This window comes from Streptomyces argenteolus (assembly GCF_042902585.1).
Lineage (GTDB): Bacteria > Actinomycetota > Actinomycetes > Streptomycetales > Streptomycetaceae > Streptomyces > Streptomyces argenteolus.
The window spans coordinates 1,294,023-1,319,864 of the sequence record NZ_JBIBEG010000001.1; the positions used below are offsets into that span (position 1 = coordinate 1,294,023).

The following is a 25,842-nucleotide window of genomic DNA, read 5'->3' on the forward strand; positions in this document are numbered from 1 at the left end:
ACCGCGAGCGGAAAGCCGCCGGTGCCGCCCCTGCTCACGCCCGGGGAGCGGCCCCCTCCGCCCGGGCCCGCCCACGCGGGGCGGCCGGGCGGGAGCGTCAGGAGTGGCCCAGGTCCTCCGTCAGGCCGTCCGGCTGGGGCGGGACCGAACCCGAGTCGTCCGCGGGGCGCAGCGGGTAGTCGTCCACCTGCATCGTGTCCAGCGCGTGCGGCAACGGCCTCGGCGGCTTCGGCATGACCGCCGCCTCGGAGTGCCCGCCGCATCCGTAGGAGAGCGAGACCACGCGGCCGTCCGCCGGGGCGAACTCGTTCGCGCAGACGCCGAAGGCCTGGCGCAGCGAGCCCGCCATCGGCACCAGGAACGCGCAGGTGACGCACGAGGCGGGCGCCGCCTGCGCCATGGGCGTCTTCGCGCCGAACTCCTCGTCCCAGCGGTCCGCGGCCAGCCCCAGTCCGTACCGGGACAGCACCCGCGCACGGCGCGTGCCGAGCTCTTCCGCGACCGAGGCGATCGAGCCGCGGCTGGTCACGGGCAGCGGGGTCAGCTCCGCGTCCTCCGCGTCGGCGAGGGCGGCCAGCTCCTGCGACACCTCGGAGACGGCGGAGTTCGGCAGGGGCTCGTCCTCGCCGGTCCAGCCGGGCTCCAGGCGCGGGTCCTCCGCCTCGGTGGGCAGGAGGTCGCCGGGGCCCATGTCGCCGGGCCTCAGCCGCTCGCTCCAGGGCACCCACTCCGGGGCGAGGAGGGCGTCGGGCCCGGGCAGCAGCACCGTTTCGTCAAGGGTGACGTTCTTGGCGCGGGATGCACGGGCGACCGTCACCGCCCAGCGCCAGCCCCGATAGCCGGGCTCCTTGGACTCGAAGTAGTGCGTGACGACCCGGTCCCCTTCGGAGACCGTCGCCACGTGTTCACCGACCACCCCGGGCGCGGCGGCCTCCTCGGCCGCCGCGCGGGCGAGGTCTACCGCCTCGGCGCACAGACGGTCGGGGGCGGGGGTACGGGCCGTACGGCTTCGCGTCGTCGCAGCACTCACAGGTCTCGCTTCTCTCCATACGCCGTCTCACGAGCGCGCCAGCGGCTCCATCGATGTCCGATTTCGGCCAAGACGGATGTGAGCGGAGCGGACCTGGGGGCCGCGTCGACGTCCACACCCGTAGTGCCTGCCTCGGGCGCGCCTTCTGCCACCCATTCTGCGGGATCGCGGAGAGGCGCGCGGCCAAGAACAACCGCCGGTGGCGCGTGAGTGCACGCTACCCTCTCCGTCGCCCGGCGCCCACCTGCCCGTCCCAAACAGGACCGTAACTGGTGCGGAAAGGGTTCGGTCCATGGCCGGACGGGCTCTGATTCACGACGGTTCCCTGTCGGATCCCAGCCAATTCCGGACCGATGCCGACTCACCCGACGGAGCGTCCGCCGCCGCGTCCCGCCCGATCTTGGGTTCGTGACGGCAGGGGGTGGGGCACTATGACCCCGTGGCCACCGCCAGGTCGTCCGACGGATCCGGCCCGCTCCGCAGGGCGGGCCGGGCGATGGGCCGTGCCCTGCGCGCCCCGTTCACGGGCACCGCGCGGGGTATCCGCAAGGCGACCCACGCCCACGGCGCGGGCGAGTCCGGTCTCGGCAAGCTCATCGAGCTGCACGCGGTCAACGGCGCGGGTGACGTCATGATCACCGTGGCGCTCGCCTCCACCGTGTTCTTCTCCGTGCCCACCGACGAGGCACGCGGGCGCGTCGCCCTCTACCTGGCCATCACCATGGCCCCCTTCACCCTGCTCGCCCCGGTGGTGGGACCGCTCCTGGACCGGCTGCCGCACGGCCGGCGGGCCGCGATGGCGGGCGCGATGTTCGCCCGGGCCGTGCTCGCGATCACCATGTCGTCCGCGGTGGCCACCGGCGGCCTGGAGCTCTATCCGGCCGCCCTGGCGGTCCTGGTCTGCTCGAAGGCGTACGGCGTCGTGCGCAGCGCGGTCGTGCCGCGTCTCCTGCCACCCCGCTTCTCCCTGGTGAAGGCCAATTCACGGGTCACCCTGGCGGGGCTGCTGGCGACCGGGATCGCGGCGCCGATCGGGGCGGGGCTCCAGAGCGTCGGTTCCCCGTGGCCCCTGTACGGCGCCTGCGTGATCTTCCTCGGCGGGACCATCCTCGCCTTCACGCTGCCGCACAAGGTCGACTCGGCCAAGGGTGAGCGCAAGGCACGCCTGGTCCTGCCGCACGAGGAGGCGGCCCGTCCGCCCGCCCCCGCCGTCCGCAAGGGGAACCGGGGCGGCAGCACCCGGGCCGGCAGGAGGAACGGACGGGAGAGGCCGCCGGGGCTGCGGTCCGTGGGCCCCTCCGTCCTGCACGGCCTCCAGGCCAACGCCTCGCACCGCGCGCTCTCCGGGTTCCTGATCTTCTTCCTGGCCTTCCTCCTGCGCGAGCACCCGCTCGCGGGCCAGAGCGCCGCCGTCTCCCTCGGCATCGTGGGCGTCGCGGCGGGCACCGGCAACGCCTGCGGCACGGCGGTGGGCTCCTGGCTCAGGGCGCGCGGCCCCGAGGTGATCGTCGCCACGGTGCTGGGCCTCGCCCTGACGGTGGCGGTGCTCGCCGCGGCGTTCTTCAGCACGGTGATGGTCGCCGCCCTGGCCGCGGTCGCCGGCTTCACCCAGGCCCTGTCGAAGCTGTCGCTGGACGCGATGATCCAGCGCGACGTTCCGGAGGAGGTGCGCACGTCGGCCTTCGCCCGGTCGGAGACGCTGCTCCAGATGTCCTGGGTGGTCGGCGGCGCGATCGGCATCGCGCTCCCCCTCAACGGAGTACTCGGCATGTCCGTCGCCGCGGGCATCCTCGCCCTCGGCGCCGCCGCCTCCGTACGGGGCCTCCTGGGGGCCGCACGGCGCGGCACACCGCACCCCCGCGTGGCGTGAGCGGCACCGACCGATAACCTTCGGCGCATGACCGTTGCGTTCTTCTCCGGTAAGGGCCGTCGAATCGGCGTCGCTCTCGGTGCCGTGTCCGCGGGACTCCTTGTCCTGTCCGCCTGCGACAAGCCGACGCCGCTCGCCACCGTGACGGTCGGCGACACCTCGGTGAGCACCGAGGCCGCCTGCTACAACGACGGCAAGGCCCTCAAGGAGTCCGAGATCCAGGGCTGCCTCAACAAGAAGGCGGAGAAGTCCGTCAAGGTCGCGATGGACGACAAGGTCCGCTTCGGCGTCGACCCGGAGGTCGCGGAGAAGGGCTGGACGCTCTTCATCAACGGCCAGCAGGCCGAGCAGGAGCCGTACAAGAAGACCTACCGCTCGATCCCGGGCAGCGCCTTCTTCGCCAGCCAGACCGGCGAGACCACGGCGGACAAGACGCAGGTCAGCATCGTCGAGACCAAGGGCCAGAAGCTCACCGGCATCTGGCACTTCCAGCTCAAGAAGACCTCCTGACCCCCTGACCGCGAGGACCACCGCTGTGCGGGTGCTTGTCGTGACCGCTGTCCCGGCCGAACGGGACGCGGTCACGCGTGCGTTCGGGGGTGAGCCGGAGGTCCGTGAGGTGCCCGGCGCCCGGCTGCACCGCGCCGGGCCGTTCGACGTCGTCGCGGGGGGCGCCGGCCCTGCGGCAGCGGCGGCCGTGACCGCCTTCGCCCTCGCCGCCGCCCCCGCGGCCGAGCCGTACGCACTCGTCGTCTCGGCGGGGATCGGCGGCGGTTTCGCGTCCGCCGCACCCGTGGGCTCCCTCGTCGTGGCGACCCGCATCGTCGCCGCGGACCTGGGCGCCGAGACCCCGGACGGCTTTGTGCCCGTCACCGGTCTCGGCTTCGGCAGGGACACCTTCCTGCCGCCCGAAGCGCTCGTACGGGACGTGGCGGCGGCCACCGGCGCCGTGCCGGGCCCCGTCCTGACCGTCTCCACCGCGACGGGCAGCGCCGCGCGCACCGCCGAGCTGCTGGCGGCCCATCCCGCGGCGGCGGCCGAGGCCATGGAGGGCTTCGGCGTCGCGGAGGCCGCCGCCGGGCTCGGAGTGCCGGTCCTGGAGCTCCGGGCCGTCTCGAACACCGTGGGGCCGCGCGACCGCGCGGCGTGGCGGATCGGGGAGGCCCTGGCCGCGCTCACCGAGGCGTTCGGGAAGACAGCACCTGTAGTGGAAAGTTGGAACCGGCATGACCGACACGACCGACACCGTGACTGACACCGCGGCCGAAGCCGCCGACGCGGCTCCCCCGGCCCTGCGGATCGCCTTCTCGCCGTGCCCGAACGACACCTTCGTCTTCGACGCCTGGGCGCACGGAAGGGTCCCCGGCGCACCCGCCCTCGACGTCACCTTCGCCGACATCGACCTCACCAACGGCATGGCCGAGCGCGGCGAGTTCGACGTGCTGAAGGTCTCGTACGCCGTCCTGCCGTGGGTGCTGGAGGAGTACGCGCTGCTGCCGTGCGGCGGGGCGCTGGGACGCGGCTGCGGGCCCCTCGTCCTCACCAGGGAGCCGGGTACGGACCTGACGGGCAGGACCGTCGCCGTGCCGAGCGAGCGCTCCACCGCGTACCTGCTGTTCCGGCTCTGGGCGGCCGAGGCCGTCCCGGGCGGCGTGGGCGAGATCGTCGTGATGCCCTTCGACGAGATCATGCCCGCGGTGCGTGACGGCCGGGTGGACGCCGGGCTCGTGATCCACGAGGCCCGCTTCACCTACCGGAACTACGGCCTGCACAGCCTCGCCGACATGGGCGAGCACTGGGAGACGACCACCGGCCTGCCGATCCCGCTGGGCGCGATCATCGCCAAGCGCTCGCTGGGCGAGGAGACGCTGAAGCGGCTGGCGGAGTCCGTCCGTACGTCGGTGCGGATGGCCTGGGACGACCCGGAGCGCTCGCGCCCGTACGTCCTGGAGCACGCGCAGGAGATGGACCCTGCCGTGGCCGACCAGCACATCGGGCTGTACGTGAACGAATTCACCGCGGACCTCGGTGAGCACGGCTACGCGGCGATCCGCGGCCTGCTGACCCGCGCGGCGGCCGAGGGGCTCGTCCCGGCACTGGCCCCCGACGCGCTGTCCTTCACCGCCGGCTGAGCCCTCGGGGCCCGCCCCGCCGGGCGGGCCCGCGGAGGCCGGCGGGCGGGACGGGTGGCGCGGCTCAGACGTCGAGCTGGTCGGCGACCGCCCGGAGCAGACCGGCGATCTTCGCGCCGGCGGCCTTGTCGGGGTAGCGGCCCCGCTCCAGCATCGGCGTGATGTTCTCCAGCACGGTCGTCAGGTCCTGCACGATCGAGGCCAGCTCGTCGGGCCTGCGCCGCTGCGCGGCGGCGACGGACGGGGTGGGGTCGAGGATCACCACGGAGAGCGCCTGGTCACCGCGCTGCCCGGCGACCACGCCGAACTCGACGCGCTGACCGGGCTTGAGTGCGTCGACGCCTGCCGGGAGCACCGAGGAGTGGACGAAGACGTCGGCGCCGTCGTCGCGCGAAAGAAAGCCGAAGCCTTTTTCCGGATTGAACCATTTGACCTTACCCGTGGGCACGTCTGTCCTCGTCCTCGTACTCGTCGGTGCGCGGGAGAGCCGCCATACGGCTCCGGATAGCAGTACAGCGGGTCACCGACCCGCCAGGTCCCAGGCTAATGGCCCGGAGGCCGGACACAAGACGTCGCCGAACGGTTCCGCCGAGCTGGGAACTACCCTGGCCGGGTGAGTACTACTCCTTCAGGCGCAGGCGACCGGCTCGTACAGGTCGGCGCGATCGTCTTCTTCGTCGGCGCGCTGGCCACTCTGGTCACCGTGGCCCCGCTGTTCCTGGGCACCGAGCCGTTCCCGTCCGTCGCGTACGCGGTGTGCATGCTGATGGGCGTGGGCTTCCTGATCGCCGGCGCGGGGGTGGTGCGCTCGGTGTGGAAGAACTCCCCGAAGCGCGCCGCGGCGAGGTAGCGAACGGCCCCCGGCGCTATCCGGCGCGCCACTCCCGGGCGTACTCGTCGAAGATGACGCGCAGGTGGTGGCCGATCTTCAGGTAGTCGAGGTCGTCCAGATTGGCGAGCGACACCCGGACCGACCACTCGGGCCCGTCGAAGCCTCCGCCGTTGAGCAGGACCACGGAGGTCTGCTCGGCGAGCCGGAAGAGCGGGTCGACGGGCTCGTAGCTCCGCTCCAGGAAGTCCGCGAACTCCTTGCCGTGGACGCGTTCGGCCTCGGCGAGCAGATCCAGCTCGATGTAGTACGCCGCGCGCTTCGCGTCCTCGGAGATCTTCATGTGGGCGCCCTCAAGCAGGAGGCCCAGCCGCTGCCGGACAATGGCGCGAATACGGTGCTTGTACTCCTGGCCCTCGTCGAGCATGTCGAAGAGCGAGAACAGCGTCATCATCGTCTGCTGCGGCAGCGAGAGCCCGGCGGTGTGGTTCAGCGCCACCTGCCGCGAGTCCGCGACCATGCGGTCGATGAAGCGGATCCTCCCCGGCTCCAGGGACAGCGTCCCGTACCTCCGGTCGAGCCGCGCCTTCTGTTCCGGGTCCTGGGCGGCGAGCATCGCGTCGATCACGTTGTCGTCGTGGAGCCCGATCACACCGAGCCGCCAGCCCGTCGCGCCGTAGTGCTTGGAGTAGGAGTAGACGAGCAGGGTGTTGCGCGGCAGGTCGGCCGCGAGGGAGCGGAAGCCCTCGACGAAGGTCCCGTACACGTCGTCGGTGACGATGATCAGGTTCGGGTTGCGCTCGGCGACCAGCGAGACGATCTGCTCCGAGACCCGGGTGGACAGGGCCAGGGAGGGCGGGTTGCTCGGGTTGACGCAGCAGACCATCTTCACGGACGGGTCGGCGAGCTTCTCGATCTCCTCCGCCGGATAGCGCCACTGGCGCACCCCGGTCTCGGTGAAGAGGCTCGCCTGCACGTGCACGACGTCGAAGCCGTACGTGTCCAGCTCCGGGATCTCCAGGTACGGCGTGAAGACCGGCACCATCAGGGCGATCCGGTCGCCCCGGTGGAGGATGCCGTTCTTCATCAGCGAGTCGAAGATGTAGCACATCGCCGCCGTACCGCCCTCGGTGGCGAACAGGCTCAGGTTCTGCCCCTCCGGTGGCCGGTGGTCGAACATCTCGTCCGCGAGGTAGCCCCGCACGATCTGTTCGGTGTGGTGCAGGATGCGGTCCGGCACCGGGTAGTTGTCGCCGATCGAGGAGTCCGCCAGCTCGTGCACGAGGGCGTCGGGCACGAAGCCGAAGCGCTTCACCGCCAGGTCGACGCACGCCTTCAGCAGCTCGATGCCGGGCAGCCCGGGGTTCGTACGGACGAAGTGCTCGAAGCGCTCGGCGCAGCCCTCCACCTCCGGCATGCCGCCGAGGTTGTCGGCGGTCCACACCCGCCGGGACTCGCTGATCGCGAAGTAGCCGAGCGCGTGGTAGGCCTCCCGGGGCCCGGTGGCCACCCAGTTCGGGTTGCCGCGTCCCGCGTTGAGCATCGCCCGGGTGGTCTTTCCCTTCTGCCCCGGCCGGTCGCTCTGCGCGGCGGTCGCGATCTGGATGAACTTGTCCTTCAGCTCGAACGGGGAGAGCTGGGCGAAGGACCGGATCTGTTCCCGGCTGAGTCTCGTCTTCGGCATGGTGGTCTCCGCTCCCGTGCGTGTTCGGTGCCGGCTCGGTGGCTACGGCTGGCTGCTTCGGCTCGTGGCTCCGGCCCGGTGGCTCCGGCCCGGTGGCCTTCGGCTCAGTGGTTGAGGAGGACGATCACGGCCCCCCACACCGTCAGCAGGACGTTGCCCACGGCGTACGGGATCGTGTAGCCCAAGGTGGGGATCTGGGACTTCGAGGTCTCGTTGACGGCACCGATCGCCGCCGTCGTCGTCTGGCCCCCTGCCAGGACGCCCATCAGGACGGGGAACCGGATCTTCTGCACGTGGTGGCCGACCAGGAAGCCCACGATCAGCGGGACGACGGTCGCCACGGCCCCGAGGACCAGCAGCCCCCAGCCGGCCGAGGACAGCCCGCTCGTGAAGCTCGGACCGGCGTTGATGCCGACGACCGCCACGAAGACGCACAGCCCGAGGGTGTCCATGAACCACTGGGCTCCCGGCGGCACATTGCCGTACGTCGGGTACTTCCCCCGGATCCAGCCGAAGACCAGACCCATGATCAGGCCGCCGCCCGAGGTGGACAGCGAGATCGGCACCCCGCCCGCGGTGAGCGCCGGGATGCCGATGCAGCCGCCGAGGAAGATGCCGAGCCCGACCCAGATCATGTCGGTCGCGAAGCTCGTCGGCACCGGCTTGCCCAGCGCCTTCGCGGCGGGGCCCACCAGCCGCTCGGGACCGGTGAGGACCACCGTGTCACCCCGCTCCAGCCGGGTGGAGAGCCGGTAGGGGAACTCGGCACCGGCCCGGTACAGCTTGTCGACGTACACCCCGGTCATGAACGGTTCGCGGCGCACCTGCTCGATCGTCCGGCCGGTCTGCGCCCGCTCCGACACCACCACGTGCAGGGTCTCGGTGCGGTAGCCCAGCAGGCCGACGTCGTCGGTCTCCGTGCCGAGGTGGGTGCCGGGGTCGAAGTCGACGAGGTCGCCACGGATGGCGCTGACCGCGACGGTGTCACCGAGCCGCAGGGCGCGGGACTGGTCGGGCTCCAGGACCGTGCCCTCGCGGCGGATGCCGGTGAGGTAGACGCGCCGCCCCAGCCGCTTCTGCTGCTCCTCGAAGTCCGCCACCGAACGGCCGGCCAGATCGGGGCGTTCGATTCGGTAGGCGCGCAGAACGACCTCGTAGTAGCCCTCGCCCTCGTCCGGGTTCTCGTCCGGGGCGTCGAGCTCGGCGGCGAGTTCGGCGCTCTCCTTCGCCAGATCCCTGCGGTACAGCTTCGGCAGCACGTCGGCCAGGAGCATCGCGCAGAGGATGGTGCCGAGCGGATACGTCACGGCGTAGCCGACGGCCACCAGGTTCTGCTGGGACTTCGCCTCGGCGGAGGACAGCCCGGGCAGCGTCCCGATGGCGTCCTGGGCGACCCCGATCGCGGCGGACTGGGTGAGGGCGCCGCTCATCAGGCCGGCGCCGAGCCCCGGTCCGTAGCCGAGGAGGCCCGCGAACAGCCACGAGACCAGCAGCCCGGTCACACAGACGACGACGGCGTTGAGGGCCTGGGGCAGCCCGTCCTTGCGCAGCCCCCGGAAGAACTGCGGACCGACCCGGTAGCCGAGGGCGAACAGGAACATGATGAAGAACAGGTTCTTCACCGTGTCGTCGATCTCCACCTCGAACTGCGCACCGAGCACCAGCCCCGCGACCAGACAGCCCGTCACCGATCCCAGTGCGATGGTCCGGTAGCGCACCTTGCCGAGCAGGAAGCCCAGGGCGATCACGAGGAAGACGAGCAACTCGGGGTGGGGCCGGAAGATGTTCCGGTCCAGGAAGTCGATCACGTCATGCCCCCAGTACGCCGACGAGGATCGGGCCGGTCAGGGGCAGCAGGAAGTTGGAGAGCGTGTACGTGATCGTGTAGCCGAGGAGCGGGACGGAGCTCTGGGCCACCTGGGTGATGGCGGTGATCGCCGGGGTGGAGCACTGCTGTCCCGCGATGGCGCCGATCAGGAGCGGCTTCTCGATCTTCAGCAGTTTCGTCCCGACGGCCAGTGAGATCGTCGCGGGGATCAGGACCATGGCGATCCCCGCCACGGGCAGCAGCGCCCCGTACTCCTTGAGCAGCGGCCACGCCTGGGGCCCGGCGGCCAGGCCGGTGCAGGCGATGAAGACGGCCAGGCCCATGTCCTTCAGGGTGCTCGCCGCCTGCGGCGGGAAGGCGCCGAAGGTCTGGCTGCGGGACCGGAACCAGCCGAACACCAGCCCGGAGACGAGGCAGCCGCCGCCGGTGCCGAGGGACAGCGGGACGTCGCCCGCCTGGATCACGATCTGGCCGAGCAAGGACCCCGCCACGATGCCGAACCCGAGGTAGATGAAGTCCGTCGAGTCGTTCTTCACCACCGCGCCGAGCTTGGCGACCAGCCGGTGCAGGCCGCCCCGGGCGCCGACCAGGGTCAGCACGTCGCCCCGGGCGAGGGTGGTCTCCCCGCTCGCCGGGAGGTGCTGTTCGTTGCGCAGGACGTCGGTGATGTAGACGCCGTCCCTGCGGAATTCCGGGTGGCGCTTCTCCAGCCGGTCGATCGTGGCCCCGACGGTCTCCTTGTCGGTGACGGCGACCTGGCTGGTGGCGAGCGGGGTGTCCAGTCCCGGTACGGCCGGGGTCTCGGGGCCGATCTCCCGGCCCGCGTCGATGATGGCCGAGCGCAGGCCGACCACCTGGATCAGGTCACTGAGCGTCAGCTCCAGCCCGGCCTCCGGGGTGAGCAGCTTGCTGCCACGCTTGACGCCCTCGACGGTGATCCGGCCGCCGGACGCACGCTCCAGGTCCCCGACCGTCCGCCCGTCCGCCCTGGTCACCAGGTAGGTACGTCCGACCATGGCGGGCAGGGCCTCGCGCTCGTCGGCCTCCAGACCGGCCCGGCCGCCGCGCATCTTCTCCCACAGCTCACGCGAGGCGACCGCGAGGTCGATACGGAGAAGCATCGGCATGATCTGGCTGGTGAAGAGCACGATGGTGATCAGGCCGAACAGGTAGCAGACCGTGTACGCGGTGGCCACGTGCCCCTGGTACCGGGTGATCTGTTCGGAGGTCAGGCCGCCGAGCTCGGCGATGGCCTCGGTGGCCGTACCCACGACCGCGGACTCGGTGGCGGCGCCCGCCAGGATCCCGGAGGCGGTGCCGACGTCCAGGTCGAAGGCCTGGGCGAGCCCGTAGGCGATGCCGAGCACGCACACCAGCTCGATGAAGCAGAGGGTGAAGAAGCGCAGGCTGCCACGGTTGAGGTTGGAGAAGAACTGAGGGCCGGCCATGTAGCCCAGCGAGAAGATGAAGAGGGCGAAGAAGACCGTCTTCACGTCGTCGTCGACGCTGACGTGCTGGGTGCCGATCAGCAGGGACACGATCAGCGTGCCGCAGATCCCGCCGAGCGTGATCGGACCGACGCGGAGCTTGCCGATCAGGTATCCGGCGGCGAGGCAGAGGAACAGGGACAGTGCGGGATTGTCGCGGAGAACCCCCACCGGGCATCAGCCGCCGATCCGGCACAACGGGTGCTGGTGTGACATAAGGGCGAAATTAACAGCAGACCCGCCGGTCGGCACCCGCACGGAGGCCGGCCCCGCACCAGGCCCCTCCGGCGCGCGAGGGCGTGGAGGGCCGAGCCCCGCAGGCCCGGCACGTGGAGCGGCCCGGCACGGCGCGGGCGCGGCCCGGCGGGGCCCGGTCGGGGCGCCGGGCCGGCGGGGTCAGGCCGTCGTGTGGCTCCGCAGCCAGGCGGGGAACGCGGTCAGGTCCGGCAGGATCACCTCGGCTCCGGCGGCCCGCAGCTCCTCCTCGGCGCACGGGCCGGTGACGACGCCGACCGACAGGGCGTTCGCGGCGTGCGCGCCTCGGACGTCACCCGTGTGGTCGCCGACGTAGATCCCCGCGCCGTACTCGAGGAGCGCCTCCGCCTTGCCCTCCGCCCAGAGTCCGCCGATCAGCACGTCCGCCCCGATACCGAGGTGTGCGAGGTGGAGCTTGGCGTTCGGCTCGTACTTCGCGGTGACGACCATCGCCCGCCCGCCGAGCGCCTGGACGGCCTCGACGGCCTCCCGGGCGCCGGGGAGCGCGGTCGTCGGCGTGATGGCCTCGTCCGGGTAGATCGCGCGGTAGCGGTCGCAGGCCTCGGCGACCGCGTCGGCGGGGAACCAGTTGGCCATCTCCTCCTCCAGCGGCGGGCCGAGACGGCTGACGACCAGGTCGGTGTCGATGTACACACCCGTCTCGGAGGCCAGCGTCTCGTAGGCCGCCCTGATGCCGGGCCGGGAGTCGATGAGCGTCATGTCGAGGTCGAAACCGACCGTCAGGGTGGGTGCAGGCATGGAACCATTGTGCCGACTGCCCCGCCGGGGTGACCGGGCCGTCCACGAGGCGCGGGTCCACCGTGCTCTCCCCACCCGCCGAGCGCGCCGCCGCCCCCGGCCGAGGACCGACCGTTGACCCCGTACTCCCTGGCCTTCTACGTCGATGCCGTGCGCACCGGCACCGTGCTCGGCCTGCGCCCGGCCGACTCCCCCGACCGGGTCGCCGAGGTGATGGGGACGGACTTCGCCGAGAACCGGGTGGGGAAACGGGCGATGTTCCGCGACTACGGCCTCGCGGAGTTCCACTGGCACCGCGCCGCCGCCGGTGACCCCTGGGACGGGCACCACGTCAGCCTCCAGGTGCACCGGCTCACCCACGGCGACCCGGCCCTACCGGGCGAGGTGCTCCGCGCCAGGTACGGGAGGTTCGCGCCCCGGCTCTCCTTCGGGAAGCTGCGGCGCCTGCTGGACAGGCGCGGAGTGCCGCTGGTGGAGATCCCGGAGTACGCGGCGAACGCACCGCGCTTCCGCACGTTCTGGCAGCCCGGCTCGCTGACGGCCGTCTCCTTCGTCGCGGCCCGCGACCCCCACCGCACCCCGGGCGACCTGCGGGTCGGCGACGTCTGGCGGATCGAGGCGCCCGTGACCGCCCAGCAGGTGGCGTGGCGCGAGGAGCAGCACGCCCGGGCCGCGGGCAAGGACCTGCGCGCCCCGTGACGAGCCGGGTCACTCCGGCCCGGCGGTACGGCGGAGCCCGTGGGGTCCGGGGTCAGGTCCGGACCCCACGGGCGGTTCGGGTGCGGCGCCGGGCGCCGTTGCGGGGGCCGGGCGCCGGGCGGGCACGGGCGCCGGATCGGACCCGCACGCCGGGGCGCCGCGTCAGGCGCCGGATCCGGGGGCCGAAGTCAGCCGTCGTACCGCCAGCCGGGTCAGCTCGCGGTCGTGCGGCTCGGTGTCGAGCGACCGGTGCAGGGAGAGCCCTTCGATCAGCGCGTCCAGCTGACGGGCCGTGTCCGGGTCGAAGTGCTGCTCCAGCAGACGACGGCTCCGGTTCATCCACGCGTGGGTGAGCTCGCGGTACTCGTCCCGCCGGGCGGCCAGCGTGTAGAGCTCCTGCGTGAGGACGAGCTCGCGGCGCGGCCCCTCCGAGAGCAGGTGGATGAGCTCGACGACCGCCTCCCGGGCCTCCTCCGGCGTGCCCGCGCGGCCCAGGTGCAGCTCGAAGACGGCCACGAACTGGTCCGCGAAACGGGTGAAGGCCTCGCGCAGCAGCTCGTCCATGCCGCCGAAGTGATAGGTCATCGACCCCAGCGGCACATCGGCACGGAGCGCGATCTTGCGGTGGGAGACACCGGCGACGCCCTCGTCCGCGATGTGGTCCAGCGTGGCGGCGAGGATGCGCTCGCGACGCTGCGGGTCCGCGTGCCCGGTGGCCATGGCGTCGTCAGATCTCGCGCACGACGCGGGCGGGGTTGCCCACGGCGACGACGTCGGCCGGGATGTCCTTGGTGACCACGGCACCGGCTCCGATCACGGAGTTGTCACCGATGGTCACTCCGGGGCAGACGATGACGCCGCCGCCGAGCCAGACGTTGTCGCCGATGGTGATGGGGAGCGCGGCCTCCAGCTTGTCCCGCCGGGGGCCCGGCTCCACCGGGTGGGTGGGCGTGAGGAGCTGGACGTTGGGACCGATCTGGCAGTCCTCGCCGATGGTGATCCGGGCGACGTCCAGCGCGGTGAGGTGGTAGTTGACGAAGGTGCGGGCGCCGATGGCGATGTTGCTGCCGTAGTCGACGTACAGCGGCGGGCGGAGCTCGACGCCCTCGCCGACCGATTCGAGCAGCTCGGCCAGGATCGCCCGGGCCTGCCCGGCGTCCTCGGTGAACGTGGCCTGGTACCGGGCCGCGAGCCGCATCGCCCGCTGCTGCTGCCGGGCGATCTCCGGGTCGTCGGCGATGTAGAGGTCACCCGCACGCATGCGCTCCAGGTTGGTACGCGGATCCTGGGCGAAGTAGTCCGTCGTCATGCGTACGAGCGTACACCTGGAATGTACGAACGTACACTCTCGCTCATCCGGCCAGCCGCCGGGCCCGCCACACCAGATAGAGCGCCGAGGCCACCGCCGCCACCCGCACCACCACCGGCCAGACCTCCGTCATCGCGTCGCCCATCGCGTCCGCGGCGAGCGGGGCGCCCCAGCGGCCCTCAATGCGGCCCCACAGCCAGACGAAGGCGCCGGCCACCACGACCCCCGGCAGGCCCATGGCGACCCATTTCGCCTCCGCGCGCGAGAACCTGCGCGAGCTGTAGGCGAGCAGCCAGCCGCCCGCGAGCGCCAGCCACGATCCGAGCACCGCGCCCGCCACCAGCAGCGCCGCGGCCAGCAGCAGCAACGGGTTCGACAGCCGCACCTTCCCGGCGCCCTCGGCCGCCACGGGCCGGGGCCGCCGCAGCCGCAGCTTCCGCCGTGCCCGCCCCCCGGTCTCCTCCTGGTCCCCCGGCCGCGCGGGCGCCGCCTCGCCGGCTTCGGGTGCTTCCGGCCCGTCGCCCTCGTCCTCCACGGGCACGCGCGGTCCCGGCGGCCTGGGCGTGGCGGGCATCCCGAACAGCTCCGGGCTCTCCAGGCCGCCCACGAACCCGGGCACGGCCGTCCCCGGGCCGGTCATGCCCGGTCCGCCCGCGCCACCGAAGGGCCCCGGCTCGATCCGCCACCACTCGGGCTCACCTCCGGACGGCGCCTGGTCCAGCCCGGCCATGTGCGGCGCCGAGGCGGACGGCCAGTCGGCGGCCGGCTCCTCGCCCCGCGCCTCCGGAGCCGCGCCGGCCGGCTCCGGCGACGCGCCCTTGCGTGACGCGTCTTTGCGGAGCATCCCGCGCCGCGCCCGGGGCACCGCGCCCTTCCCCGGACCCTCGGTCCTCGCCGTGCCGGCGTCCGCCCTCGGCTGCGGCAGCGGCACCGTGCCGTCGCCCGATTCGGCCGCCGCGGCGACGAGTTCGTCCGGGGCACCGAGTCTGCCGAGGATGCGCCGGACCACCGCGGGAGAGTCCGAACCGTCCGTACCGCGCTGCCGGTCGATCTCGCCCCGCACCGTCGCCACGAGCCTCATACGGGCGCCCGAGGACAGCTGTTGCTGCTGCGCCAGGTCACCGACCCGGCTGAGATAGTCGAAGACAAGCTGGTCGCTCTCGATCCCCACGCGATGGTTCTCCCTCTACCCGCCCTGCTCCGACGGTAGCGCTCCAGGGGCTACCGTGGGACGGATGGGGACGACCACACCACCGCGCACGCTCGCCGAAGCTCTGCGCGCCCGGGGCGACGAATCGCTGGCGGGGCTCCTGCGTGCCCGCCCCGACCTGCTCAGCCCCGTACCGAACGACATCACGCAACTGGCGACGCGCGCCGGCACGCGCGCCTCCGTGGTGCGTGCGCTGGAGCACCTCGACCGCTTCGCCCTCCAGACCGCCGAGGCACTGGCCGTGGCGCCGGACCCCGCTCCGTACGACACGCTGCTCGCGCTCCTCACCGGTGACGGCCAGGACGACGGCGACGCGCGCGACGACGCGGGCGCCGCCGTGACCGCCGCGCTGCCCGGCGCCCTGACCACCCTGCGCGAACAGGCCCTGGTCTGGGGCGAGGACGCCCGGCTGCACCTCGTGCGTACCGCACGCGAGTTGCTGGCCCCCTCGCCGCAGCACCCCTCCCCCACCGGCCTCGGCCCGACCGTCGCCGAGGCCACCGCCGGCATGTCCCCGGGCCGGCTCCAGGAGATCCTGGCCGCGGCGGGGCTGCACGCCACCCACGACCCGGTGTCCGCCGTCGCCGCGCTGGCCGGGCTCTTCACCGACCGGACCCGGATGGCGGAGCTGCTGGACACCGCGCCCGTCGAGGCGCTGTCCGTGCTCGACCGGCTGGTCTGGGGTCCGCCGTACGGCGAGGTCACCCCGAATCCCGCACCGCCGGTGCAATGGCTGCGCGACCGCGGGCTGTTGCTGCCCGTCTCGACCCGCACGGTCGTCCTGCCGCGCGAGGCCGCGCTGCATCTGCGGGCCGGCCGCGCCCACCGGGTGCCGGAGCCCGTGCCCCCGGAGCTCGTGGCGGCGGCCGAGCGTGATCCCCAGGCTGTGGACAGGGCGGCGGCGGGCCAGGCGTTCACGGCGCTGTCCACCGTCGAGGAGCTCCTGAAGCTCTGGAACAACGGCGGCCCCGCCATCCTCAGGGCGGGCGGACTGAGCGTGCGTGAGCTGAAGCGGGCCGCGAGTTCGCTCGACGTCTCCGAGCCCGTCGCCGCCTTCTGGATCGAACTCGCCTACGCGGCCGGCCTGCTGGCCTCCGACGGCGAGACCGACGAACGCTATGCGCCCACGCCCGCCTCCGACGAGTGGCTCGACCTCCCCGCCCAGGACCGCTGGACCCACCTGGCCACCGCCTGGCTCGCCGCCACCCGGACCGCGGGACTGATCGGTGGCCAGGACTCCAAGGGCCGTGCGCTGTCGGCGCTGGGCCCGGATCTGGACCGTTCCGCCGCGCCCGAGGTGCGCCACCGGGTGCTGGCCCTGTTCGCCTCGCTGCCGCCCGGCACCGCGCCCGATCCGCAGACCCTGCTGGCCAGGCTCCGCTGGGAGAGGCCGCTGCGCACCTCCAGACCCGGCGAGGCTCCGGCGCCGGGCGAGGTCTCGGATCTCCGCTCGCGGCTCGCCCTGTGGACGGTCAACGAGGCGGAACTCCTCGGCATCACGGGCCGTGGCGCCCTGTCCTCCCAGGCCCGCGCGCTGCTCGACGAGGGCCCCGGGGAGGCCGCGGCCACGCTCGCCCCGCTCATCCCCGAGCCGCTGGACCACGTGCTGCTCCAGGCCGACCTGACGGCCGTCGCGCCCGGCCCGCTGGAACGCCCGCTCGCCGACACGCTCTCCGTGCTCGCCGACATCGAGTCCAAGGGCGGCGCGACGGTCTACCGCTTCACCCCCGGCTCCGTACGCCGCGCACTCGACGCCGGGCAGGCCGCGTCCGATCTGCACGCCTTCCTCGCCACCCACAGCCGCACACCCGTCCCGCAGCCGCTGAGCTACCTCATCGACGACGTGGCCCGACGCCACGGTCACCTGCGGATCGGCGCCGCATCGGCCTACGTACGCTGCGACGACGAGGCCGTGCTCAACGAGATCCTGGCCGACAAGCGCTCGGCCACCCTGCGCCTGCGCCGCATCGCGCCGACCGTCCTGGCCGCCCAGACCGACCCGGGATCGCTGCTCGAAGGCCTGCGCGAGATGGGCTACGCCCCGGCAGCGGAGTCCGCCGAGGGCGATGTCCTGATCACCCGCGCGGGGGCCCACCGCACCCCGCCCCGGACGCCTCCGGCTCCCGTGCCCGAGGGCCCGCCGGTTCCGGACGCGACCCTGCTCACCGCCGCGGTCCGGGCGATCAGGGCCGGGGACACGGCCGCCACGGTGGTCCACAAGGACGCCCCGGCGGCCGGCGCCGGGGGCTCCCTGCCCCGCACCACCCCCGCCGAGACCCTGGCCACGGTGCAGGCCGCCGCGATGACCGGCTCGGCCGTCTGGATCGGCTACGTCAACGCCGACGGCGCGGCCAGCCAGCGCGTGATCGCCCCGGTCAAGGTCGAGGGTGGCTTCGTCACCGCGTACGACCACACCGCCGACGAGGTGCGCACCTACCCGCTGCACCGGATCACGGGTGTCGCCGAGCTCGCGGACGAGGAGCCGGCCTGACACGGCCGGCGCCGTCACGTCAGGCGGGCTGCCTGTCCCGGAAGCGCGCGTAGGTCTCCGTACCGGTGGCGCCCTCGTCCCACTCGGCGGACAGGGTGTGCCCGGTCCGGTCGAGGTCGCCGACGCGGTCCTGCGTCCTCGGTCCGCACCCCGTCCTGCTAGCGGAGCAGAGCCACCTCCAGGAAGCCGCCGCTCTCGTCCTCCTGCCACCGGCCCTCGCACTCCAGGCCCTTGCGGTCGCTCCTCCCTTTCCACCAGCCGTTCCTGACCCCCCGACGGCCCAGCGGTCAGCCGGCGGGGAGACCCGCGAGGGCCGCGGCCTCGCGGAGCACGCCGACGAGCATCGGCAGGGTGAGCCGTCCCGTGAACGTGTTGCGCCGGCTCGGGTGGTAGGCGCCCAGCAGACGCAGTTCCTGCCGGCGCACGGTGGCGGGCAGAAGGACGTGCGCGCCGTGGCCGAAGACCGGCCGGGGGCGCGGCAGGTCCCACCCCGCGTCGGCGAGCACCGGCAGCAGCGCCTGCCAGCCGAAGCCGCCGAGGGCCACCACCACGCGCAGTCCGGGGCTCAGCAGGTCCAGTTCGGCCGCCAGCCAGGCCCGGCAGGTGTCGCGTTCACCGGGGGTGGGCTTGTTCGCCGGGGGTGCGCAGTGCACGGGAGAGGTGAGGCGTACGCCGCGCAGGCTCAGTCCGTCCCCCGCGTGGCCCGAGCCGGGCCGCGAGGCGAGACCCACGGTGTGCAGGGCCGTGAAGAGGAAGTCACCGGCGTCGTCGCCGGTGAACATCCGGCCGGTCCTGTTCCCGCCGTGCGCCGCGGGCGCGAGGCCGACGACCGCCACGGAGGCGTCCGCCGGGCCGAAGCCGGGGACGGGACGGGCCCAGTACTCCTGGTCCTGGAAGGCCGCCCGCCTCACCTCGGCGACCTCCTCCCGCCAGGCCACCAGCCGGGGGCAGGCCCGGCACCCCGTGAGGCGCGCTTCCAGCTCACCGAGGGTGGCGCACCGGGGCGCGTGGTGCGCGGGGAAACCCGCGTCGTCGGGCCCCGGCACCTGACCTGCCGCCCTGATCGCGTCCATGCCTCCACGCTACGGCCCGGCGGTGGGCGCCCACGGCCGGAGCCCGCGCGTCGCCCGGGCCGGCTCCGTCACCCCCGGCCCGGCGGTGGTCCCGGGGGCCGGGGCTCGTACCGGGGGGCCGGGCTGCCCGAGGGTGAGCCGCTGTCCAGCTCGGCCATGCCGGGAGCCTCCGGGCGTGCGGGGCTGTCGGCGAGCGCAGAGCCGGTCGGGGCCGCCCCACCGGCGGGGGCCCGCCGGTGGTTCCCGCTCGTGCGGCCGACGTAGCCGCCCGGTCCGGGCCCCGATGCGGCACACTGGACGTTTGGCCGTTCACGGCCGTCCCCGGCGGCGGATCCCAGCAGCAGGGCAGAAGCAGAACAGAAAGGGCTGACGCGCGTGCCCGGACCCCTCATCGTCCAGAGTGACAAGACCCTGCTCCTCGAAGTCGACCACGACCAGGCGGAGGCCTGCCGTCGTGCCATCGCACCCTTCGCCGAGCTGGAGCGTGCGCCCGAGCACATCCACACCTACCGGGTCACCCCGCTGGGCCTGTGGAACGCCCGCGCGGCCGGGCACGACGCCGAGCAGGTCGTCGACGCCCTCGTGGAGTACTCGCGCTACCCCGTGCCGCACGCGCTCCTCGTCGACATCGCCGAGACGATGGCGCGGTACGGCCGCCTCACCCTGTCCAAGCACCCCGTGCACGGACTGGTGCTGACCTCCAACGACCGTCCGGTGCTGGAGGAGATCCTCCGCTCGAAGAAGGTCCAGCCGCTGGTCGGGGCCCGCCTCGACCCGGACACGGTGGCCGTGCACCCCTCCGAACGCGGGCAGATCAAGCAGACGCTGCTGAAGCTGGGCTGGCCCGCCGAGGACCTCGCCGGATACGTGGACGGCGAGGCGCACCCGATCGATCTCGACCAGGACGGCTGGGCGCTGCGCCCGTACCAGCGGCAGGCCGTCGACGGCTTCTGGCACGGCGGCTCGGGTGTCGTCGTGCTCCCCTGCGGCGCGGGCAAGACCCTCGTCGGCGCGGGTGCGATGGCCGAGGCCAAGGCGACCACGCTGATCCTGGTCACCAACACGGTCTCGGCGCGGCAGTGGAAGCACGAGCTGGTGAAGCGGACCTCGCTGACCGAGGACGAGATCGGCGAGTACAGCGGTACGCGCAAGGAGATCCGGCCGGTCACGATCGCCACGTACCAGGTGCTGACCACCCGCCGTAAGGGGATCTACCCGCACCTGGAGCTGTTCGACTCCCGCGACTGGGGGCTCGTGATCTACGACGAGGTGCACCTGCTGCCGGCGCCCGTCTTCAAGTTCACCGCGGACCTCCAGGCCCGCCGCCGCCTCGGGCTCACCGCGACGCTCGTACGGGAGGACGGCCGGGAGTCGGACGTCTTCTCCCTCATCGGGCCCAAGCGTTTCGACGCCCCGTGGAAGGAGATCGAGGCGCAGGGCTACATCGCGCCCGCAGACTGCGTCGAGGTCCGGGTGAACCTCACGGACTCCGAGCGCCTCGCGTACGCGACGGCCGAGGCCGAGGAGAAGTACCGGTTCTGCGCGACGACGGCGACGAAGCGGAAGGTCACCGAGGCGCTGGTGCGCAAGCACCGGGGTGAGCAGACCCTCGTGATCGGGCAGTACATCGATCAGCTCGACGAGCTGGGCGAGCACCTGGACGCCCCCGTGATCAAGGGCGAGACGAGCAACGCGCAGCGCGAGAAGCTGTTCGAGGCGTTCCGCCAGGGTGAGATCAACGTGCTGGTGGTGTCCAAGGTCGCGAACTTCTCGATCGACCTGCCGGAGGCGACGGTCGCCATCCAGGTGTCCGGGACCTTCGGTTCCCGCCAGGAGGAGGCACAGCGGCTCGGGCGGGTGCTGCGCCCGAAGGCGGACGGGCACGAGGCCCGGTTCTACTCGGTGGTCGCGCGCGACACGATCGACCAGGACTTCGCGGCGCACCGCCAGCGGTTCCTGGCCGAACAGGGATACGCCTACCGGATCGTGGACGCGGACGAGCTGCTGACGGAGAGCTGACCGCACCGGGGCACCGGCGGAGCGCTCACCGGGCCGCCGGGACGCGGAGCGGCCGGTCCGGGGCCTGAGGGCGCCGGTGGACGAAACCCGCCTCCTCCGCGTACTCGCCGAGGACGGCCACACCGAGCGCGGTGCGCGCGAAGACCGACACGGCGCGCACCGCGTCCCCGACGCGGTGGCTGGGCGGATGACCGGTGGCCGCGGTCGCGCCGTGCGCGGGCCCGGTCCTGCGGGGGTCCAGACGAAGGGTGCTCATGCATTCCATGGTGCTCCGCCCGCCCGCCCGAGGGCATGGACCGAGCGGCCGGCGTACGAGCGGGGCGGGAGCGGCCGATGCGGGGCCCGGGGCCGGACGGCACCGCGGCACCGGAAAGGGCCCGCCGACGGGCAGCAGGCACGCGGCGCCACCGGCCCCCGGCAGCAGGCCCACGATGCCACCGACCGGTGGCAGGCACGCGGCGCCGGGGCCGAGGGGCCGGGGCCACGATCTAATCGGTCGCCCCCGGCAGCACCGGCCGATACAATCGCCGGTCTGCCCGCCTCCCGCACCGTGGTACCGGCCCGCGCCTCTGAGCGGCCGGCAGCCGGGGGAGCGCCGCCGACCGGACGGAAACCGGCCGACAAGTGAGCCGCACGCGCCCACCCGCGTGCGCATCCGTGTGAACGTCCCCGAGCGGGCCGGGCGGTGAGCCCTGCCCGCCGTCCTGCGTCGAAAAGCCGGAGGCAACACCGTGCCCGCGCACGAAGAATCAAGCAATCCACTGGTCAGCGAGCGGGCGCATCTCGCCGCGTCCCGTGCCGCGCTCCGCGCCATGCGCGAGGACGTGCAGGCGCTCGACATCCGTGACGTCACGGCGAACTGGGTCAACGCCGCCGTCCTGCAGGCCCAGATGGACGACCGCATCAAGGCGCTGGCCGACCTCTCCCACACCCCGCTGTTCTTCGGCCGCCTCGACTACCTGCACGTGGTCGGCGCCGAGCAGGCGGAGGGCTCGGAGGGCGAGCAGTTCTACATCGGGCGCCGCCATGTCCACGACGCCCACGGCGATCCCATGGTCATCGACTGGCGCGCGCCGGTCTCCCAGCCGTTCTACCAGGCCTCCCGGAACAACCCCCTTGACGTCGACCGCAGGCGTCGTTTCGGTTACACCGGCGGCGAGCTGACCGCGTACGAGGACGAGCGCCTCACCGACCCGGCCGAGCAGGAGCAGACCAGCAAGCTCCTCCAGGCGGAGATCGAGCGGCCCCGTGTGGGCCCGATGCGCGACATCGTGGCGACGATCCAGCCCGAGCAGGACGAGATCGTCCGCAGCGAGCTCGGCGGGACGGTCTGCGTGCAGGGAGGCCCCGGCACCGGGAAGACGGCCGTGGGCCTGCACCGGGTGGCCTACCTCCTGTACGCGCACCGCGAGCGGCTGGCCCGCACGGGCACCCTCGTCATCGGCCCGAACCGTTCGTTCCTCCACTACATCGAGCAGGTGCTGCCCGCCCTCGGCGAGCTGGAGGTCAAGCAGGCCACCGTCGAGGACCTGGTGACCGCGCAGGTCGAGGTGCGGGGCACGGACGAGTCGGCCGCCGCCGTGATCAAGGGCGACGCCCGCATGGCGCAGGTCCTGCGGCGGGCGATCCGCTCCCACGTCTCACCCCCCACGGAGCCGGTCGTGGTGGTGCGCGGCTCCCGGCGCTGGCGGGTACCGGCGTACGAGATCGAGGAGATGGTGCACGAGTTGCTGGCCCGCGACATGCGGTACGGCGCCGCCCACGAGGCTCTTCCGCAGCGCATCGCGCACGCCGTCCTCGTACGGATGGAGGAGGCGGGCGAGGCCCCGGACGACCGGGTGCATAACGCGGTGGCCCGCAATCCCGCGGTGAAGGCGGCCGTCAAGGCGATCTGGCCTGCCGTGGACCCCGCGAAGCTCGTGCTGCGGCTCCTGACGGACGCGGACTTCCTGGCCGCGCACGCGGACGGGATCCTCACCGTCGAGGAGCAGAAGCACGTCCTGATGGCGAAGCCCGCCCGCAGCGTGAAGTCGGCGAGGTGGACGGCGGCGGACGCGGTCCTCATCGACGAGGCGAGCGATCTGGTGGCCCGCACGGCGTCGCTGGGCCACGTCGTCGTCGACGAGGCCCAGGACCTGTCCCCCATGCAGTACCGCGCGGTGGGCCGCCGCTGCTCGACCGGATCGGCGACGGTGCTCGGCGACCTGGCACAGGGGACGACGCCGTGGTCCACGCAGAGCTGGGAACAGGCGCTGTTCCATCTCGGCAAGGCGGACGCGGTGGTGGAGGAGCTGACGGCCGGATTCCGTGTGCCGCGCGAGGTGATCGCGTACGCCTCCCGGCTGCTGCCCGCCATCGCCCCCGGCCTGGCCCCGGTGGAGTCGGTGCGTGAGACACCGGGCTCCCTGTCGGTACGGGAGGTGACCGGGGCCGCCGCGCTGGACGCGGCGGTGGTCGCGGCGTGCGAGGAGTCGCTGCGCCACGAGGGGTCGATCGGCCTGATCGCCGCCGATGCCCGCGTCCCCGCCCTGTCGGCCGCGCTCGCGGCGGCGGGCCACGCGGTCCTCTCCCCGGGCGAGGAGACGACCGCCGACTCGCGGCTGACTCTGGTCCCGGCCTCGCTGGCGAAGGGCCTGGAGTACGACTACGTGGTCCTGGACGAACCGGCGGCCGTGGTCGACGGCGAGCCCGACGAGCGCACGGGCCTGCGCCGCCTCTACGTGGCACTGACCCGTGCGGTCTCGGGTCTCGTGGTCCTGCACGCCTCGCCGCTGCCGGAGCAGCTCGGCTGACGCCGGACGGGTGTCCGCCCGTGGCGCCTGCCCGGCCCCCGGGCGGGCGCCCGTCAGCCGTCGAGCGCCACGCGCCACTCCCGTACGGCCGCCTCGCCCACCGGGCCGTCCCAGCCGTCCGGCCGCGCCGCGCCTCCGATGTGGAAGGCCTCGATGCCCGCGGCGCGCAGGCGCGGCAGGTGGTCCAGGCGGAGGCCGCCGCCGACCATGATCTGCGGTTCGTAGCCGGGCAGGTCCGAGCGCCCCGCCTCGGCCAGCAGGACGTCCATGCCCGCGTCGACACCGTCGGGCGAGCCGGCGGTGAGGTAGGTGTCCAGCCCCGGCAGGTCCGCGAGGTGCTTGCGGAGCACGTCACGGTCGACCGCGCGGTCGATGGCGCGGTGGAAGGTCCAGGGGCAGCCGTTCACCTCGGCCACGAGCCGTTCGACGGCCACCAGGTCGGCGTGGCCGTCCTCGTCGAGGAAGCCGAGGACGAACTCCTCGGCGCCCGCCGCGCGCATGGCGTGGGCCTTGTCCACCAGGACACCGATGTCACCGGCGGCGAAGCCGTCCGTGACCCTGAGCATGACCCGCAGGGGGATGTCGACGGCGGCCTTGATCGCCGTGAAGGCCGCCACCGACGGCGTCAGGCCGTCGGCCGCCATGTCGGTGACCAGTTCGAGGCGGTCCGCACCACCCGCCTGCGCCGCGACCGCGTCCTCCTCGTCGAGGGCGATCACCTCCAGGACTGCACGGTTGCTCATGGTGTTCCATTCCCTCGGAGCGGCTACGGACTACAGGTCTAGTCCAATAACCAGACTACGGGCCTGCCCCTCGGTGCGCAGCTTCCCGGGGGAACGCATGCGTGAACATACGCGAGGCCGTGGCGCCATCCGCGGAGCGGACACGCCACGGCCTCGCGGGTCGCGGGAACGGGCCGTCAGGGCTGGATCGGCATCGACCAGCAGTTCGAGGACGCCTTCCGGCCGGAGAGCCGGTCGGTCATCCAGGCCACGGCACTGCCCTGGTCGGTGAGGTAGGGGGCGAGGTGGTTGGTGAGGATCTTGTCGCCGAGGTTGGGCAGCTGAACGGCCTCGTACGTCACACTGGCGCCCTTGCGGCACCAGTCCACGGCGAGCTGCCTGGCCTGCGCGTGCCCCACGATGTCGTCCTGGACCCCGGTCGCCAGCCGCACCGGGGTCGCCGGCTTCAGGTTGCCGATGCGCTGACGGTCCAGGACCGCCCGCAGTTCCGGCTCGGCCGCGATGATCGCGGCGAGCGACCTGCCGTCGGCCGTCCACTTCCTGGAGTCGGTGAACCCGTGACCGAGGATCGCGTCGCCCACGCACATGGTCGAGGTGTCCTTCAGCGCCGCCTTGCCGACGTCGTTCGTGTGGGCGTCGATCACCGGTCCGAGCTCCGGGTACGTCTGGGCGAAGCCGTTGATCGACCAGCCCAGCGCACCGGCCAGGGCGCTGCCGTCGATGCCCTTCATGACCTCGGTGAGGTCGGCGGGCGGCGCTCCGGCGTAGGTGCCGACCAGGTTGACGTCGGGGGCGTACGAGGGCTGGAGCTCTGCGGCCGAGGCGCTGGCGCCGCCGCCCTGGCTGTATCCGTAGAGGCCGACCCGCGACTCGGGGGTGAGCGAGGTGCCGGCGACCGAGCGGGCCGCGCGGGCCGCGTCGAGGAGGGCGTGCCCCTCGTCGAGCCGGTTGACGTAGGTGTGCAGCCGGTCGGTCGCCCCGAGCCCGGCGTAGTCGGTGACGACGACGGCGGCACCGGCGGCCAGGAAGCGGTAGACCGCGAGGTTGTCGTAGCCGATGGACACGGTGCCCTCGCCGATGGTCAGCGGGTGCTGGAGCGAGAGCGAGGGGGCGCACTGGTCGCCCTGCCCCATGGTCCCCGAGGCCAGGGCGACCAGGGGACGCGGGCCGCCGCCCTTCCAGGCGGCGGACGGCTCGATGTACGCGCCGGTGACGGCGACGGGCCCCCCGCCCGCGTCGGTGGACTTGTACATCAGCCGCGTCGCGGTGCCGGGCAGCCGGCGGCCGTCCAGCCCCGGAAGACTCAGGCCCAGGGGCAGCGGCTCCGTGCGCACGAGCGTCCCGTCCGCGGCGGGCAGCTGCGCCGGCGGGTTGTAGAAGGCGGGGATGGTGACCCCCCGGGACACCACCGGCTCCTGGCCGGCGGACGTCGGCCCGGCGGCCGAGGCGGGCACGGCGGTCGCGCCCAGGCAGGCGGCGGCAGCCACCGAGGCGGCGACGAGGCGCCCCGCACGGCGTCCCGGCCGGCGGGGTTCCCGAAGGTGGGGGGCGTTCTCGGTCGAGCTCGAACGGGTGATCTTGCGCGGGCTCACGGCTCACTCCTCGCTCTGCTCCGATGAAGGGTGAGCGCAA

Annotated in this window: 22 protein-coding genes; 9 read left to right on the forward strand and 13 right to left on the reverse strand. The window is 73.2% G+C overall.

The features are described from left to right. Positions 1-97: 97 nt before the first annotated feature. Entirely contained in the window at positions 98-1,030 is a 933-nt protein-coding gene (locus ACFY8O_RS05840) for a DUF3027 domain-containing protein (RefSeq protein WP_387899162.1), read from the reverse strand. A 439-nt stretch (positions 1,031-1,469) separates the two neighbouring features. Here ACFY8O_RS05840 and ACFY8O_RS05845 point away from each other — a divergent pair, with 439 nt between their 5' ends. Genes ACFY8O_RS05845 through ACFY8O_RS05860 form a run of 4 tightly spaced genes read left to right on the forward strand, consistent with a single transcriptional unit; the run spans position 1,470 to position 5,032 of the window. Further along, on the forward strand, positions 1,470-2,900 hold the full coding sequence (locus tag ACFY8O_RS05845) for an MFS transporter (RefSeq protein ID WP_387899165.1): 1,431 nt from the start codon (positions 1,470-1,472) through the stop codon (positions 2,898-2,900). Between the two features lie 27 nt (positions 2,901-2,927). Beyond that, complete coding sequence (locus ACFY8O_RS05850) at positions 2,928-3,410, forward strand: DUF2771 domain-containing protein (RefSeq protein ID WP_145804389.1); 483 nt, start codon at positions 2,928-2,930, stop codon at positions 3,408-3,410. Positions 3,411-3,435: 25 nt separating this feature from the next. After that, entirely contained in the window at positions 3,436-4,155 is a 720-nt protein-coding gene (locus tag ACFY8O_RS05855) for a futalosine hydrolase (RefSeq protein ID WP_387899167.1), read from the forward strand. Next, a complete protein-coding gene (locus tag ACFY8O_RS05860; RefSeq protein WP_387899170.1) occupies positions 4,127-5,032 on the forward strand; it encodes a 1,4-dihydroxy-6-naphthoate synthase in 906 nt (301 codons plus the stop codon). Before ACFY8O_RS05855 ends, ACFY8O_RS05860 begins: the two co-directional genes overlap by 29 nt. A gap of 64 nt (positions 5,033-5,096) precedes the next feature. On the opposite strand, the gene ACFY8O_RS05865 is transcribed toward ACFY8O_RS05860, so the two are convergent. After that, on the reverse strand, positions 5,097-5,480 hold the full coding sequence (locus ACFY8O_RS05865; RefSeq protein ID WP_145804395.1) for a cold-shock protein: 384 nt from the start codon (positions 5,478-5,480) through the stop codon (positions 5,097-5,099). Positions 5,481-5,645: 165 nt separating this feature from the next. Between ACFY8O_RS05865 and ACFY8O_RS05870 the strand changes: the two genes are divergently transcribed. Continuing rightward, complete coding sequence (locus ACFY8O_RS05870; protein WP_145804397.1) at positions 5,646-5,882, forward strand: hypothetical protein; 237 nt, start codon at positions 5,646-5,648, stop codon at positions 5,880-5,882. A 16-nt stretch (positions 5,883-5,898) separates the two neighbouring features. Here ACFY8O_RS05870 and ACFY8O_RS05875 read toward each other — a convergent pair whose 3' ends face one another. The 4 genes from ACFY8O_RS05875 to ACFY8O_RS05890 form a co-directional block, all read right to left on the reverse strand. After that, entirely contained in the window at positions 5,899-7,545 is a 1,647-nt protein-coding gene (locus tag ACFY8O_RS05875; RefSeq protein ID WP_387899174.1) for a bifunctional aspartate transaminase/aspartate 4-decarboxylase, read from the reverse strand. A gap of 104 nt (positions 7,546-7,649) precedes the next feature. Continuing rightward, positions 7,650-9,353 (reverse strand): aspartate-alanine antiporter, encoded by a 1,704-nt coding sequence (gene aspT / locus ACFY8O_RS05880; RefSeq protein ID WP_387899176.1) that lies wholly within the window; start codon positions 9,351-9,353, stop codon positions 7,650-7,652. 1 nt (position 9,354) lies between these two features. Then, entirely contained in the window at positions 9,355-11,031 is a 1,677-nt protein-coding gene (gene aspT / locus ACFY8O_RS05885; RefSeq protein ID WP_387899179.1) for an aspartate-alanine antiporter, read from the reverse strand. A 225-nt stretch (positions 11,032-11,256) separates the two neighbouring features. Then, positions 11,257-11,874 carry an HAD family hydrolase gene (locus ACFY8O_RS05890; RefSeq protein ID WP_387899182.1) on the reverse strand — a complete coding sequence of 206 codons (618 nt, stop codon included), beginning with the start codon at positions 11,872-11,874 and terminating at the stop codon, positions 11,257-11,259. A gap of 114 nt (positions 11,875-11,988) precedes the next feature. Between ACFY8O_RS05890 and ACFY8O_RS05895 the strand changes: the two genes are divergently transcribed. Then, positions 11,989-12,573, forward strand: coding sequence for a hypothetical protein (locus ACFY8O_RS05895; protein WP_387899185.1), 585 nt, complete (start codon positions 11,989-11,991; stop codon positions 12,571-12,573). A 162-nt stretch (positions 12,574-12,735) separates the two neighbouring features. On the opposite strand, the gene ACFY8O_RS05900 is transcribed toward ACFY8O_RS05895, so the two are convergent. Genes ACFY8O_RS05900 through ACFY8O_RS05910 form a run of 3 tightly spaced genes read right to left on the reverse strand, consistent with a single transcriptional unit; the run spans position 12,736 to position 15,053 of the window. After that, positions 12,736-13,293 carry a TetR/AcrR family transcriptional regulator gene (locus ACFY8O_RS05900; protein WP_145804409.1) on the reverse strand — a complete coding sequence of 186 codons (558 nt, stop codon included), beginning with the start codon at positions 13,291-13,293 and terminating at the stop codon, positions 12,736-12,738. 7 nt (positions 13,294-13,300) lie between these two features. Beyond that, positions 13,301-13,882, reverse strand: coding sequence for a sugar O-acetyltransferase (locus tag ACFY8O_RS05905; RefSeq protein ID WP_387899188.1), 582 nt, complete (start codon positions 13,880-13,882; stop codon positions 13,301-13,303). Positions 13,883-13,925: 43 nt separating this feature from the next. Next, positions 13,926-15,053 (reverse strand): hypothetical protein, encoded by a 1,128-nt coding sequence (locus ACFY8O_RS05910; RefSeq protein WP_387899191.1) that lies wholly within the window; start codon positions 15,051-15,053, stop codon positions 13,926-13,928. A 64-nt stretch (positions 15,054-15,117) separates the two neighbouring features. Between ACFY8O_RS05910 and ACFY8O_RS05915 the strand changes: the two genes are divergently transcribed. Then, positions 15,118-17,583 (forward strand): helicase-associated domain-containing protein, encoded by a 2,466-nt coding sequence (locus ACFY8O_RS05915; RefSeq protein WP_387899192.1) that lies wholly within the window; start codon positions 15,118-15,120, stop codon positions 17,581-17,583. 287 nt (positions 17,584-17,870) lie between these two features. On the opposite strand, the gene ACFY8O_RS05920 is transcribed toward ACFY8O_RS05915, so the two are convergent. Further along, the gene (locus ACFY8O_RS05920; protein WP_387899195.1) at positions 17,871-18,656 is read right to left on the reverse strand and encodes a uracil-DNA glycosylase; all 786 of its coding nucleotides are present in this window, start codon (positions 18,654-18,656) and stop codon (positions 17,871-17,873) included. A 375-nt stretch (positions 18,657-19,031) separates the two neighbouring features. Here ACFY8O_RS05920 and ACFY8O_RS05925 point away from each other — a divergent pair, with 375 nt between their 5' ends. Then, positions 19,032-20,675, forward strand: coding sequence for a DNA repair helicase XPB (locus ACFY8O_RS05925; protein ID WP_145804418.1), 1,644 nt, complete (start codon positions 19,032-19,034; stop codon positions 20,673-20,675). A gap of 25 nt (positions 20,676-20,700) precedes the next feature. Here ACFY8O_RS05925 and ACFY8O_RS05930 read toward each other — a convergent pair whose 3' ends face one another. Next, positions 20,701-20,931, reverse strand: coding sequence for a hypothetical protein (locus ACFY8O_RS05930; protein ID WP_387899197.1), 231 nt, complete (start codon positions 20,929-20,931; stop codon positions 20,701-20,703). Between the two features lie 475 nt (positions 20,932-21,406). Between ACFY8O_RS05930 and ACFY8O_RS05935 the strand changes: the two genes are divergently transcribed. After that, complete coding sequence (locus tag ACFY8O_RS05935) at positions 21,407-23,467, forward strand: HelD family protein (RefSeq protein ID WP_387899200.1); 2,061 nt, start codon at positions 21,407-21,409, stop codon at positions 23,465-23,467. Positions 23,468-23,520: 53 nt separating this feature from the next. On the opposite strand, the gene ACFY8O_RS05940 is transcribed toward ACFY8O_RS05935, so the two are convergent. Both ACFY8O_RS05940 and ACFY8O_RS05945 read right to left on the reverse strand, forming a co-directional pair. Next, positions 23,521-24,210, reverse strand: a complete 690-nt coding sequence (locus ACFY8O_RS05940; protein ID WP_387899203.1) for a copper homeostasis protein CutC — start codon at positions 24,208-24,210, stop codon at positions 23,521-23,523. A gap of 176 nt (positions 24,211-24,386) precedes the next feature. Continuing rightward, positions 24,387-25,802: a lipase family protein gene (locus tag ACFY8O_RS05945; protein WP_387899205.1), complete on the reverse strand. Its 1,416-nt coding sequence runs from the start codon at positions 25,800-25,802 to the stop codon at positions 24,387-24,389. Between the last annotated feature and the right edge of the window lie 40 nt (positions 25,803-25,842).